This is a genomic window from Paraburkholderia sp. RHO2, assembly GCF_050955445.1.
Lineage (GTDB): Bacteria > Actinomycetota > Actinomycetes > Mycobacteriales > Mycobacteriaceae > Prescottella > Prescottella agglutinans_A.
On sequence record NZ_CP162617.1, the window covers coordinates 883,727 to 896,620 of the forward strand.

General features: G+C 70.3%; 13 protein-coding genes and 1 riboswitch. Of the genes, 8 read left to right on the forward strand and 5 right to left on the reverse strand.

The annotated features are described in order from the left end of the window. Position 1: 1 nt before the first annotated feature. A complete protein-coding gene (locus tag ABTV10_RS03965; protein ID WP_499032710.1) occupies positions 2 to 973 on the reverse strand; it encodes an NAD(P)/FAD-dependent oxidoreductase in 972 nt (323 codons plus the stop codon). Positions 974 to 1,063: 90 nt separating this feature from the next. Between ABTV10_RS03965 and ABTV10_RS03970 the strand changes: the two genes are divergently transcribed. After that, complete coding sequence (locus ABTV10_RS03970) at positions 1,064 to 1,660, forward strand: helix-turn-helix domain-containing protein (protein WP_499032711.1); 597 nt, start codon at positions 1,064 to 1,066, stop codon at positions 1,658 to 1,660. Between the two features lie 23 nt (positions 1,661 to 1,683). Here ABTV10_RS03970 and ABTV10_RS03975 read toward each other — a convergent pair whose 3' ends face one another. The 3 genes from ABTV10_RS03975 to ABTV10_RS03985 form a co-directional block, all read right to left on the reverse strand. Next, entirely contained in the window at positions 1,684 to 1,815 is a 132-nt protein-coding gene (locus tag ABTV10_RS03975; protein ID WP_433610002.1) for a hypothetical protein, read from the reverse strand. 244 nt (positions 1,816 to 2,059) lie between these two features. Further along, the gene (locus tag ABTV10_RS03980; RefSeq protein WP_499032712.1) at positions 2,060 to 2,896 is read right to left on the reverse strand and encodes a hypothetical protein; all 837 of its coding nucleotides are present in this window, start codon (positions 2,894 to 2,896) and stop codon (positions 2,060 to 2,062) included. 65 nt (positions 2,897 to 2,961) lie between these two features. Further along, the gene (locus ABTV10_RS03985; protein ID WP_433610006.1) at positions 2,962 to 3,276 is read right to left on the reverse strand and encodes a DMT family transporter; all 315 of its coding nucleotides are present in this window, start codon (positions 3,274 to 3,276) and stop codon (positions 2,962 to 2,964) included. A gap of 15 nt (positions 3,277 to 3,291) precedes the next feature. Beyond that, a riboswitch (guanidine-III (ykkC-III) riboswitch) is annotated at positions 3,292 to 3,352 on the reverse strand. 180 nt (positions 3,353 to 3,532) lie between these two features. Between ABTV10_RS03985 and ABTV10_RS03990 the strand changes: the two genes are divergently transcribed. Further along, positions 3,533 to 4,234 carry a response regulator transcription factor gene (locus tag ABTV10_RS03990; protein ID WP_499032714.1) on the forward strand — a complete coding sequence of 234 codons (702 nt, stop codon included), beginning with the start codon at positions 3,533 to 3,535 and terminating at the stop codon, positions 4,232 to 4,234. A 9-nt stretch (positions 4,235 to 4,243) separates the two neighbouring features. After that, on the forward strand, positions 4,244 to 5,638 hold the full coding sequence (locus ABTV10_RS03995; RefSeq protein WP_499032716.1) for a sensor histidine kinase: 1,395 nt from the start codon (positions 4,244 to 4,246) through the stop codon (positions 5,636 to 5,638). Between the two features lie 6 nt (positions 5,639 to 5,644). On the opposite strand, the gene ABTV10_RS04000 is transcribed toward ABTV10_RS03995, so the two are convergent. Further along, the gene (locus tag ABTV10_RS04000) at positions 5,645 to 6,070 is read right to left on the reverse strand and encodes an HIT family protein (RefSeq protein WP_499032718.1); all 426 of its coding nucleotides are present in this window, start codon (positions 6,068 to 6,070) and stop codon (positions 5,645 to 5,647) included. Positions 6,071 to 6,245: 175 nt separating this feature from the next. Between ABTV10_RS04000 and ABTV10_RS04005 the strand changes: the two genes are divergently transcribed. From ABTV10_RS04005 to ABTV10_RS04025, 5 genes are all read left to right on the forward strand, one after another. Next, positions 6,246 to 6,905, forward strand: a complete 660-nt coding sequence (locus ABTV10_RS04005; protein WP_433610014.1) for a YdcF family protein — start codon at positions 6,246 to 6,248, stop codon at positions 6,903 to 6,905. A 130-nt stretch (positions 6,906 to 7,035) separates the two neighbouring features. Next, the gene (locus ABTV10_RS04010; RefSeq protein WP_499032720.1) at positions 7,036 to 8,274 is read left to right on the forward strand and encodes a bifunctional glycosyltransferase family 2/GtrA family protein; all 1,239 of its coding nucleotides are present in this window, start codon (positions 7,036 to 7,038) and stop codon (positions 8,272 to 8,274) included. Next, entirely contained in the window at positions 8,271 to 10,259 is a 1,989-nt protein-coding gene (locus ABTV10_RS04015) for a glycosyltransferase family 39 protein (RefSeq protein ID WP_499032721.1), read from the forward strand. Before ABTV10_RS04010 ends, ABTV10_RS04015 begins: the two co-directional genes overlap by 4 nt. A gap of 56 nt (positions 10,260 to 10,315) precedes the next feature. Further along, positions 10,316 to 11,569, forward strand: coding sequence for a phosphoribosylamine--glycine ligase (gene purD, locus ABTV10_RS04020; RefSeq protein ID WP_499032724.1), 1,254 nt, complete (start codon positions 10,316 to 10,318; stop codon positions 11,567 to 11,569). A gap of 123 nt (positions 11,570 to 11,692) precedes the next feature. Beyond that, on the forward strand, positions 11,693 to 12,877 hold the full coding sequence (locus ABTV10_RS04025; protein ID WP_499032725.1) for a pyridoxal phosphate-dependent aminotransferase: 1,185 nt from the start codon (positions 11,693 to 11,695) through the stop codon (positions 12,875 to 12,877). The last annotated feature ends 17 nt before the right edge of the window (positions 12,878 to 12,894 follow it).

Below are 12,894 nucleotides of genomic sequence, written 5' to 3' on the forward strand. Positions count from 1 at the left end.
CTCAGGCTCCCTTCTGCTGCCGTGCCCGGAGCTCGGCCACGGCACGGTTCGTGTCCTCGGCGATGAGATCGTTGTTCAGCGCGGTGGCGGCCAGCGCGGCCCCCGCGGCGGCCCCCATCACCTGCGCCTTGATGTCGGTGACATTGCCCGCGACCCACACCCCGGGCACTGTGGTCAGTCCCGACCAATCGGACGGTACGAACTGGCCGCCGGACATCGGCTCGAGTTCGGTGTCGAGGCCCAGCGAGGCGAGGGCGTCGACACGGGCCATGAAGCGCGGTGCCACCACCAGCGCCCGACGCTTGACGACCGTGCCGTCCGCGAGCCGGACGCCGGCGAGGCGGTCGTGCTCGATCACCAGCGAGTCCACGACACCGTCGACGACGGGGATCCCCCGCGCCTCGAGCTGTTCGCGCTCTTCGGCGGTCGGTTCGGGTCCGGTGTGCCGGAGCAGGACGACGTCGTCGCTCCACTGTCGGAACATCAGCGCCTGGTGCACCGACATCGGTCCCGTGGCGAGCACGCCGACCGGCTGGTCGCCGATCTCCCAGCCGTGGCAGTACGGGCAGTGCAGCACGTCGCGTCCCCAGCGCTCGCGGATTCCGGGAACGTCCGGCAGCTCGTCCACCAGGCCGGTGGTCACGAGGAGACGGCGCGCGCGGATGGCCGAGCGCCCGGAGATCGACACCGCGAACCCGTCGTCGAGCCGGCGGGCGTCGGTCACGGTCCCCGCGACGATCTGGCCACCGTAACGGCGGACCTCGTCGCGTCCGAGCCTTGCCAGTTCGGCGGGCGGGACGCCGTCGCGGGTCAGGAACCCGTGCACCCCGGCGGCCGGTGCGTTGCGGGGCTCACCCGCGTCGATCACCAGCACGCTCCGGCGCGCGCGGGCCAGCATCAGGGCCCCCTCCACACCGGCGGCGCCCCCGCCGATCACCACCACGTCGTATTCGTCGGACATTCGATCGCTCACTTCGGCCTCCCTGCTCTCGTCCGGGACACCACCATGCCGTCGGTCGGCGACAGTGAGCAAGGAAATTTGCCGAAATGGCAAGCTGGAGGCATGGCAGAGGACACGGATCGAATACTGGACGCGGTCGGTCCCCGGCTGCGGGCGCTACGACAACTGCGGGGAGTGACGCTTGCCGACCTGTCCGCGGACACCGGGATCTCGGTGAGCACGCTGTCGCGGCTCGAATCGGGTCAGCGCAAGCCCAATCTCGAACTGTTGTTGCCCCTGGCCAGGGCGTACGGGGTGCCGCTCGACGAACTCGTCGGGGCGCCGCCGACGGGGGATCCTCGGATCCACATGCGACCGATCCGGCGCGGCGACCGGACGATCGTGCCGCTGACGCGCCGGCCCGGCGGAATCCAGGCGTACAAGCACGTGCTTCCGGGTGCGACGGGGGTGCAGGATCCCGACGTGCGTGTGCACGAGGGTTACGAATGGCTCTACGTGCTCAACGGGCGCCTGCGGTTGGTGCTCGGCGACCAGGACCTCGTGCTGGAGCCCGGCGAGGCCGCCGAGTTCGACACCCGGCTACCGCACTGGTTCGGTGCCGCCGGCGCCGAACCGGTCGAGTTCCTCGGCCTCTTCGGCCGCCAGGGGGAACGCGCGCACATCCGAGCGCGTCCGGCCAGGGACGAGACGAGGGAATGAATCGGCAAGGGCGAGGCGAGGCCTCACTTGTCCTGGGTGGCGGCGGGGGCGTCTCCGAACATTGCCGCGATGCGGGACTTGATCTCCTCGGTGCTGATCGCTCCGGTGCGGAGGCCGTTCGCGGTGGTCTGGCGGTTGTTCGAGATGTGGTTCATTCGACTTCTTCCGTGCCTTCCAGGTACGTCCGTTGCCGTCCGGCGTCGTCGACACCGATGTAACCGGCGGTGCGGTCTCCGGGACGGAGCAACCGCAGCCAAGGGCCAGGCTAGCGACGCGAAGGACCCGGGGAAGCGTCTGCGCGGAAGTGGTTATACAAACGGAATCAACACCTCCCAACACTGGTGTAATCGTTACGAATTCCCGGTTCGATCGGGACCGAAGGCCCTGGTGTGTGCATTGTCAGGCGGGGTCGAGGGGCAGATCGCTGCCGCGCCCGCCCTTGAGCCAGCGTCCGGGGAGGCGCCCGGCCAGGTCGCCGAGCGGTCCGACGGCCGCGCTGAGCACGCCGACGGTGTCCTGCAGCAGATCGATGCTCGCGCTCATCCGCTGCAGGTTCGGCGCCAGCGCCGTCAGCGTCTCGGACAGCGCGACGATCTGATCGAGCGGGCCTCCTTGGGCGATGAGTCGCTCGAACGCGCCGTCCTCCGCGAGCAGCGTTTCGAGGATGCCGTTCTCGGCGAGCGCCTTGTCGACGATGCCGTCCCTCTTCGTCAGCCGCTCCACGGCGCCGTCCTCGGCGGTGAGTCGCTCGAGCGGCCCGTCCTCGGCAGTGAGGCGATCGAGGAGGCCGCCCGGCGCGAGTAGTCGTTCGAGCGGTCCGTCCTCGGACAGGATCCGGTCCAGTGGTCCGTCCTCGGCGAGCACCCGGTCGAGGGGACCACCCGGCGCGAGCACCCGGTCGAGAGGTCCGCCGGGTTCGAACAGCCGCTCGAGGGTGCCCCCGTCGGAGGTGAGACGGTCGACGACGCCACCCGGCGCCAGCAGTCGGTCGAGGGGGCCGCCGGGACGCAGCGCCTGGCCGAGCGGGCGTTCGTCGGCCGCGAGCGCCGCGATCTGCTGGACCAGTTGCAGCGGTCCGCGTGGGTTGGCGAGTGTCGCGGCGCTGACGCCGGTCAGCGTCGGGCTGGTCAGCGCCATCCGTGTCGTCGCGAGCGCGGTCTCGGCAACCTCGAGCGCCGAATCCGCGATGGCGAGCCCGGCCCGGACCGGAAAGGTGATCGCTGACACCAGGTTCATCCGGTAACTGTAACCCTCGCCACACAGTCAAACAGGATGTTCGGTCCGTGGGGGCGGCGGTCAGGTCAGTGCAGCGCCTTGAGTCCGATCACGCAGCCGACGATGCCGAGGATCAGCAGGATCTTCACGAGCGACGCGCTCTCGGTGCCGGTGACCATCGCGTAGCTGACGGTCAGTGCCGCGCCGATGCCGACCCACACCGCGTACGACGTACCGATCGGAAGGGTGCGCATCGCGTACGCGAGACCGGCCATGCTGAGCACGATGCCGATGCCGAAGACGATCGAGGGTCCGAGTCGGGTGAAGCCCTCCGACTTGCCGAGGGCGGTGGCCCACACGGCCTCCAGGACGCCGGAAATCACGAGCACGATCCAAGCCATGGTGTTTCAACTCTCCAAACACCGTCTTGTCGCTGGCCGGGTACGGTGTGCTCGTCCGGATGTCAATTGACTGGTACCAGGGTACCGAAATCTCTCGCGGCTGTGCCGGCCGCGTGGCGAAGGCCACCCCCCGACGACCCGCCCCACCTCCTCGGCGACCGGCCGGCGGAGAGCACCTTTGGGGCGGCAGGGCATTCACAGGAACTTCCCAGCGAATGCCCAGCCTGTCTCCAGTTCGCTGGAAGACTCTGATGGTGTGAACGAAACGCCGCAGGTCCGGGTGCTGATCGTCGACGACGAGCCGACGCTGGTCGAACTGCTCTCGGTCAGCCTCCGCTTCCAGGGGTTCGAGGTGGAGTCCGCGACGAACGGTGCGGAGGGACTCGACCGGGCACGGACCTTCCGGCCGGACGCGCTGATCGTCGACGTCATGATGCCGGGCATGGACGGATTCGGGATGCTGCGGCGGCTGCGAGCCGACGGTAGCGATGCGCCGGTGCTGTTCCTCACGGCGCGGGATGCGCTGGAGGACAAGGTGACCGGACTGACGATCGGCGCCGACGACTACGTCACCAAGCCGTTCAGCCTCGAGGAGGTGGTCGCGCGGCTGCGGGTCATCCTGCGCCGGGCCGGCCACGGGGGTCGGGACACGCAGTCGTCGCGAATCCGGTTCGCGGACATCGAACTCGACGACGACACCCGTGAGGTGTGGAAGACGGGCGAGTTGGTGCCGTTGTCGCCCACCGAGTTCACGTTGCTGCGGTACTTCATGGTGAACGCCGGTACCGTGCTGAGCAAGCCGCGGATCCTCGACCACGTGTGGAGCTACGACTTCGGCGGCGAGGTCGGCGTGGTCGAGTCGTACGTCTCGTACCTGCGTCGCAAGATCGACACCACCGAGCCGCGCCTGATCCACACATTACGGGGCGTGGGCTACGTGATGCGCGAACCCCGGTAGGTGGCGACGATGAGGCGCCTGCGTGCGTTGCCGCTGCGGATCACGCTTGTCGCGGCGCTGCTGCTGCTGGCCGCGGCCGGGCTGCTGGCGTCCGGGATTGCGGTGACCTCGGCGATGGAGCGTTCACTGCTGGATCGCACCGATCGACAGTTGTCCGACGCCGCCCACGGGTGGGCGAAACCGCGGGACCCGCGGGTCGGCCCGCCGCTGGCCGAGCCGGGCCCCAATCGTCCGCCCAGTCCGTTCTTCGTTCGAATCACCGAACCGGACGGCACGGTCCGGATGGAAGTCAACGACGAAAGCACCAACGCCACACCGGAACTCGTCGCCGATCCGGGTCCGGTCACGGTGGCTTCGGCCGGCGGTGGTGACATCCGGTGGCGGGAGATGTCGGTGACCAGTGCCGCGGGCACGACGACCGTGGCGATGAAGCTCACCGACATAGACGAGACGGTGGACCGACTCGTGGTGCTGCAGGTGGCGATCGGTGCGGCGGTCCTCGTCGTCCTCGGTTTCGGGGCCCACTTCGTGGTTCGGCGCAGCCTGCGACCGTTGCGTGAGGTCGAGGAGACCGCGGCCGGGATCGCGTCCGGCGATCTGCATCGGCGCGTGCCCGTATGGGACCAGCGGACCGAGGTGGGCAGGCTGTCGTCGGCGCTGAACGGCATGCTCGCACAGATCCAGTCGGCCTTCGCCGCCACCGCCGCGTCGGAGGAGTCGGCGCGCCGGTCGGAGGAACGGATGCGCCGGTTCGTCGCCGACGCCAGCCACGAACTGCGCACGCCGCTCGCGACGATTCGCGGCTTCGCCGAGCTGTATCGACAGGGCGCCTCGACGGACCCCGAGATGGTGATGAGCCGAATCGAGAACCAGGCCACCCGAATGGGTCTGCTGGTGGAGGACCTGCTGATGCTCGCCCGCGTGGACGCGCAGCGTCCCTTCGAGCGTCATCCCGTGGATCTGCTCACGGTGGCCGCAGACGCGGTCCACGACGCGCGCGCCATCGCGCCACAGCGTCGAATGACGCTGGAATTCCTACCTGATTCGGGTCCCGCCGAGGTGATGGGCGACGACGCGCGGCTGCGGCAGGTGGTCGGGAACCTGATCGGAAATGCACTCGAGCACACCCCGGACGCGGCGTCGGTCACGGTGCGCGTAGGAACCGCGGGAGAGGACGCGGTCCTCGAGGTGTCCGACACCGGGCCCGGGCTGAGCGACGCGGATGCGACGCGGGTCTTCGAGCGGTTCTACCGAGCCGACGAATCGCGGACCCGGGCGAGCGGGGGCAGCGGACTGGGCCTGTCGATCGTCGCGGCCATCGTCGCGGCGCACGGTGGCGCCGTCACCGTCGACAGCGCACCCGGTCGGGGGGCAACCTTCCGGGTGCGACTGCCGCGGGGGTGAGGTCGATCAGGCGGGAACGAACTGGTCGTTGCCGAGTTCGCGCAGCGCGGCCTTGATCTTGGCGGCGGCCTCGTCGAGGGACTCAGCCGAGGGGTTGGGGTCGGCGCCGCTGATGTCGAAGTTGCCCATGGTGTACGCGGGGAACACGTGCATGTGCAGGTGCGGCACCTCGAGGCCGGCGATCAGGAATCCGGCGCGCGGCGCGTCGAACGCCTTGCGCACGGCCCGGGCGATCTTGCGGGAGACGGTGGTGCACTTGTCGAACAGTTCGTCGTCGACGTCCTGCCACTGATCGACCTCCTTGCGGGGGACGACGAGCGTGTGACCCTGGGTCACGGGGGCGATGGTGAGGAACGCGACGACGTCCTCGTCCTCCCACACGAAACGTCCGGGCAGGTCTCCGGCGATGATGGCGCTGAACACTGAAGGCATACCGCGAGGATAGGTGCCTCGCGCGGTGGCCGGTACTCCGCCCGGGTTCGCACGCGGCGGAAGCGTCGTGACCGTGGAATATCGCGGAACGCGCCGCGAGATCAGGCTCGTTGGTCCACACTGATGGGCGATCGCAGCATTCGGTCGGGGGACCGTTACTTCGAGGGGGAGTTGCATGTCCTTGTTTTCGTTGCCCCGACGGATTCTCTTTTCGACAGTCCTCGCCGCCGCCGCAGTCGGATTGGCGATCCCCGGTCAGGCCAGTGCCGAATCCTCGCTCGACATAGTCGATGCGCTCTCGCCGACCACCCTGGTCAACGGCGCGCTCTCCGTGGTCGGGGGATGCCAGACCCCGGACCGGGACCGGATCGTGAGCTGCACCCGGCTGGAGACGCTGACCACGCAGGTTCCCGTGATGCTGGCCCTCAGCCCGTTCACCACCAACATTGTCGTGCTCGGGGCGGGCCTGTACCCGGACGGGACGATGCGACCGCTCCTGGTCTCCCGACTGCAGGCGGCTCTCCAACTGGCGCAGCGCTTTCCGGTCGCACCGATCATCGTGACCGGTGGCGTGCCTCAGTCCGGCGTCACCGAGGCGCAGGCGATGCGAGAGTGGCTCGTCGCCAACGGAATCCCGCCGTTCCGCATCACCGAGGAGAACACGTCGCGGTCGACGGTCGAGAACGCCCGGAACACGAACGCGATCCTCGCACAGCGGGGTGCGAGCGGTGCCGTCGTCGTGACCAGCCCCGACCACCTGCAACGAGCGATGGTCGACTTCCGCGTCGCCGTCGCCGGCCGCATCCCGATCGCGGGTGTCGTCGCGCCGTTCTGACCGCGAAAGAGTGCGACCGCGAACTCTTCCCGCCGTCTCCGGACGATTCCGGTGATGGTCGAGAACTCTGACAGCAACCTCACAGCGGGACCGCAGCCGGCTCGAAGCCGGGCCCCACACGCTGGGGTGCATGACGACCGGATCCCCGCCCTCGGTTGACGTGCCGCGGCCCGAGACAGTGACCGCTGCACCTGCCCTCGACATCGTCGTGCCCGTGTACAACGAGCAGGCGGCACTCGCGGCGTGCGTGCGGCGCCTGCGGAGCTATCTGTCCGTCGACGTCCCATACACCGCCCGAATCACGATCGCCGACAACGCCAGCACCGATCGCACCCTCGACATTGCGCGGGCGCTCGCCGACGAGTTCGACGACGTCCGGGTCCTGCACCTCGACGAGAAGGGGCGGGGCCGGGCCCTGCGGGCGGCGTGGAGTCGCTCCGACGCGCGGGTGCTGGTCTACATGGACGTCGACCTGTCCACGGGGCTCGAGGCGCTGATGCCGCTGGTCGCCCCGCTGCTGTCGGGGCATTCGGATCTCGCGATCGGGTCCCGGCTGGCGCGCTCGTCCCGCGTGGTGCGCGGCCCGAAGCGTGAATTCATCTCCCGCAGTTACAACCTGATCCTGCGGGGGACGCTGCACGCGCATTTCTCCGACGCCCAGTGCGGGTTCAAGGCGGTGCGCGCCGATGTCGCGCGGGCGCTGCTGCCGCTGGTCGAGGACGGAGGCTGGTTCTTCGACACCGAACTGCTGGTGCTCGCCGAGCGCACCGGGATGCGGATCCACGAGGTACCGGTCGACTGGGTCGACGATCCGGACAGCCGGGTCGACATCGTCGCGACCGCCCTCGCCGACCTCCAGGGTGTCGCGCGAGTGGGGCGGGCGCTGGCGACCGGCGCCCTGCCGCTCGCGTCGCTCCGCGAGAGCCTCGGCCGCGGCGCACCGGCGCCGGGGTCGGCGCCCGCGATGCTGCGGCAGCTGGTGCGGTTCGCCGTCGTCGGCATCGCCAGCACCGTCGCGTACGCGCTGCTCTACCTCACGCTGCAGGGCGGTCTGGGGGCGCAGGGGGCCAACGCCGTCGCGCTGCTGCTGACCGCGATCGGGAACACCGCGGCCAATCGGGCGTTCACCTTCGGTGTCCGCGGCCGCCGAGACGCGGCGCGGCACCAGTTGCAGGGGCTGCTGGTGTTCGCGTTCGGCCTCGCCCTCACCAGTGGGTCGCTCGCGGCGCTGCACCGCTTCGCGCCCGGCACATCCCCGCACCTCGAGCTGGCGTTCCTCGTCGGGGCGAATTTTGTTGCCACACTGACCCGTTTCATCGGTCTGCGCTGGGTGTTCCGGCGCGGCGCCACGGAAGGAGCTACCCGGTGAGCCTCAGCATCGATCGGCGCGTGGAGACGTCGCCGCCGACCGTCACGCCGTCTCGGCGAGGCGAATACTGGGCGTTGGCCGCGCTGCTCGTCGGGACCGCCGCCGCGTACCTGTGGAACCTCGGCGCGTCGGGCTGGTCCAACGCCTTCTATTCGGCTGCGGTGCAGGCGGGTTCGGTGTCATGGAAGGCGTTCTTCTTCGGTTCGTCCGACGCCGGCAACTCGATCACCGTGGACAAGCCGCCGGGGTCGCTGTGGGTGATGGCGCTGTCGGTGCGTGTGTTCGGGCTGAACTCGTGGAGCATCCTGGTTCCGCAGGTGCTGATCGGGGTGGCGTCGGTCGCCTTGCTGTGGGCCACCGTGCGGAGGTACTTCGGCGCCGCCGCCGGACTGCTCGCGGGCGTGGTTCTCGCTCTCACACCCGTCGCGGTGCTGATGTTCCGGTTCGACAATCCGGACGCGCTGCTGGTGCTGCTGATGATCGCGGCCGTGTGGGCCACGCTGCGCGGTGTCGAGGACGGGCGGACCCGGTGGATGGTGCTGACCGGCGTCTTCGTCGGACTCGGCTTCCTCACCAAGCAGTTGCAGGTGATGCTGGTGGTGCCGCCGCTGGCGCTGACCTACCTGCTCGCCGGGCCGCCCAAGCTGGGTAAGAGGATCCTGCAGTTGTTCGCGGCCCTCGGCGCGCTGATCGTCTCCGCCGGGTGGTGGCTGCTCACCGTCGAGCTGTGGCCGGCCGATTCGCGGCCCTGGATCGGCGGTTCGCAGGACAACTCGATTCTCGAACTGACTTTGGGCTACAACGGTTTCGGTCGGCTCAGCGGCGACGAGCGGGGAAGTGTCGTGCCGGACGGGGGAGGCGCAGCGGGCGGCTTCCCGGGTGGCGGGATGTGGGGCAGCACCGGGATCACTCGACTGCTCGAGCCCGCGCAGGGCGGTCAGATCTCCTGGCTGCTGCCGGCCGCGCTGATCCTGGCGGTCACCGGGATCGTGCTGTGCGGGCGCTCCATTCGAACCGATCTGCGACGCGCGTCGTTCGTGGTGTGGGCATCGTGGCTGGTCGTCACCGGCCTGGTGTTCAGCTTCATGGCCGGCATCTTCCACGCGTACTACACAGTGGCGCTGGCGCCCGCCGTCGCGGCGCTCGTCGGTGCGGGTGCGGTGATCCTGTGGCGGCGCCGCGAACAGCTGGGTGTGCGGATCGTCGCGGCCGCGACCGTCGCAGTCACGGCGCTGACGGCGTGGATGCTGCTCGGGCGCAGTTCCGATTTCGTGCCGTGGCTGCGGTGGGCGGTCGTCGTGGTGGGCGCACTTGCCGCGGTCGCGATGCTCGCTTCGGCGTCGGTGCGCCGGTGCGGCGCCGTCGCGCTGATCGCCACGGTGCTGTTCACCGGCCTCGCGGGGCCCACGGCGTACGCGGCCGACACGATCGCGACGCCGCACACCGGTTCGATCCCGTCGGCCGGGCCGCGCGTGGACGACGAGATGGGCCCTGGAGGGTTCCGAGGTCCCGGAGGCATGCGCGACGCGGGGGCACCGCCGAACGGGATGCCGCTGCCCACGCCGGACCGCCGCGGCGGTTTCGGTGCCATGGCCGTGGGGCCCGGTGGCGGCGCGGGCGGTGGGTTGCTGTCCGCGAGCACTCCTGGCGACGAGCTGACCGCCCTGCTGCGCGCCCGCGCCGACGACTTCACGTGGGTGGCCGCCGCGATCGGCTCCAACACCGCGTCCGGCTACCAGCTCGCGACCGAGCGTCCGGTGATGCCGATCGGCGGGTTCAACGGCAGCGACCCGTCGCCGACCCCCGAACAGTTCCGGCAGTACGTCGCGGACGGGCGGATCCACTACTTCATCGCGGGTGGCATGGGCGGCGGTCGCGGTGGCGGCGGGGGCACCGGATCGCAGATCTCCGAGTGGGTGCAGGCGAACTTCACCGCCACCACGGTGGACGGGATCACGATCTACGACCTCACCGCGCAGCGGTGACGGACCCTGCCGGGCGGTGGTCGAGGACGCCGACGCCGGGCCGTAGGCTGACACCTGTGCGCGTACTCGTGATCGGCTCCGGAGCCCGTGAACATGCCCTCCTGTTGGCCCTCGCCCGCGACCCGGGCGTCGACAAGCTGATGTGTGCCCCCGGCAACGCCGGCATCGCCCGCGTCGCCGAGACCCACGCGGTCGACGTCGCGTCGGGTGACGCCGTCGTCGCGCTCGCGAAGTCGGAGGCCGCCGACCTGGTCGTCATCGGCCCGGAGGTTCCGCTGGTGCTCGGCGTCGCCGACGCCGTCCGCGCGGCCGGGATCGCGTGCTTCGGCCCGTCCGCCGAGGCCGCCCGCATCGAAGGCTCCAAGGCGTTCGCCAAGGACGTCATGGCCGCGGCCGGTGTCCGCACCGCGCACAGTGAGGTCGTCGACAACCCGGCGGACCTCGACGCCGCCCTCGACCGCTTCGGCCCCAACTGGGTCGTCAAGGACGACGGGCTGGCCGCAGGCAAGGGCGTCGTCGTCACCACCGATCGCAGCGCCGCGCGCGACCACGCCGCCGAGTGTCTCGAGATCGGGCACCCCGTGCTGCTCGAGTCGTTCCTCGACGGCCCCGAGGTGTCGCTGTTCTGCCTGGTCGACGGTGAGACGGTGGTCCCGCTGCTGCCCGCGCAGGACCACAAGCGCGTCGGCGACGGCGACACCGGCCCCAACACCGGCGGCATGGGCGCCTACACGCCGCTGCCGTGGCTGCCCGCCGAGGCCGTCACCCAGATCGTCGACGACGTCGTCAAGCCGGTCGCGGCCGAGATGGTGAAGCGGGGCTGCCCGTTCACCGGCCTGCTGTACGCCGGTCTCGCGATGGGCAAGAACGGCCCGGCCGTCGTCGAGTTCAACTGCCGCTTCGGCGACCCGGAGACCCAGGCCGTGCTGGCGCTGCTCGAGAGCCCGCTCGGTGAGGTCCTGAACGCTGCCGCGACCGGCACCCTCGCGTCGATCCCGCCGCTGCAGTGGCGCGACGGCGCCGCGGTCACCGTCGTGCTGGCCGCCGAGAACTACCCGGCGACCCCGCGCACCGGTGACGTCATCACCGGTTCCGAGGCCGAGCGCGTCCTGCACGCCGGCACCGCCGCCCGCGAGGACGGCACCATCGTCTCCGCCGGCGGCCGCGTCCTGAGCGTCGTCGGTGTCGGCGCCGACCTCACCGAGGCCCGCGAGGACGCGTACGCGCGCCTGGCCGAGGTCAAGCTGCCCGGTGGGCACTTCCGCAGCGACATCGGTCTGGCCGCGGTCGAGGGCCGGATCTCCATCTGACCTGCCGCTCCGTTCTTCGCGACGCCGCGTTCCCGATCGGGGGCGCGGCGTCGCCGTTTCCGGAGCGGCAGTGGTGCGGCACCCGTTTCGGGCGGCGGTGTTCTGCGCGCTAACGTCGAAGTCGTGCGTACCGAATCCCAGCGATCGTCCATCCCCGCCTTCCACGTCATGGATGTGTGGAAGGCCGCCAACGAGCGCCAGCGCACCCACGGCGACGTGTTGTCGCTCGCGGCCGGTCAGCCGTCCACGCCCGCGCCGGCACCGGTGCTGCGCACGGCTCGGGAATCGCTCGACAACCACCTGCTCGGTTACACCGAGACGTTCGGGATCGAACCGCTGCGCGAGGCCATCGCCGACTACCACGCCCGCCGGTCCGGGATCTCGGTCCACGCCGACGAGGTCGTCGTCACCACCGGTTCGTCGGGTGCGTTCACGCTGCTGTTCCTGGCCGCGTTCGACGCCGGCGACACAGTGGTCGTGGCCCGCCCGGGATACCCCGCCTATCGGAACACGCTGACGGCCTTGGGCTGCAACGTCGTCGAGATCGACTGCGGTCCGGAGACCCGCTTCCAGCCGACCGTCGCGATGCTCGACGCCATGGACACCCCGCCCGCGGGACTGATCGTCGCGAGCCCCGCCAATCCCACCGGCACGGTCATCGATCCGGCCGAACTCGCCGCGCTGGCCCGCTGGTGCGAGGAGCACGACACGCTGTTGATCTCGGACGAGATCTACCACGGCATCGAGTTCGACCTCGGCGGTGCCGAGAATCGCGATCGCGGGCAAGTCACCTCGTGCGCGTGGGAGACCTCGCGCTCGGCCGTCGTCGTCGGATCGGTGTCGAAGTACTTCTCGATGACCGGCTGGCGGATGGGCTGGATGCTGGTGCCCGAGCACCTGCGCCGGGCGCTGCAGCGGCTCGCGTCGAACATGACGGTGTGCCCGCCGGCGATCTCGCAGTACGCGGCCGTCGCGGCGTTCTGCGACGAGTCCCGCGCCGAACTCGACGGCCACGTCCAGCGGTACGCCGTGAACCGGGAGCTGCTCCTCACGGGCCTGCCGAAGCTGGGGCTCACCGAGCTGGCGCCCGCCGACGGTGCGTTCTACGTGTACGCCGACATCGCCCACCTGACCGACGACTCGACGGCGTGGTGTGCGCGGCTGCTCGCCGACACGGGGCTGGCCCTGGCCCCGGGCATCGACTTCGACACCGCGCACGGTGACCACACCGTGCGGCTGTCGTTCGCCGGTTCGACGGCCGAGATCCAGGACGCCCTCGTCCGCCTGGAGCGCTGGCTGCCCCACTAGTCGGTCGTTAGTCGGAC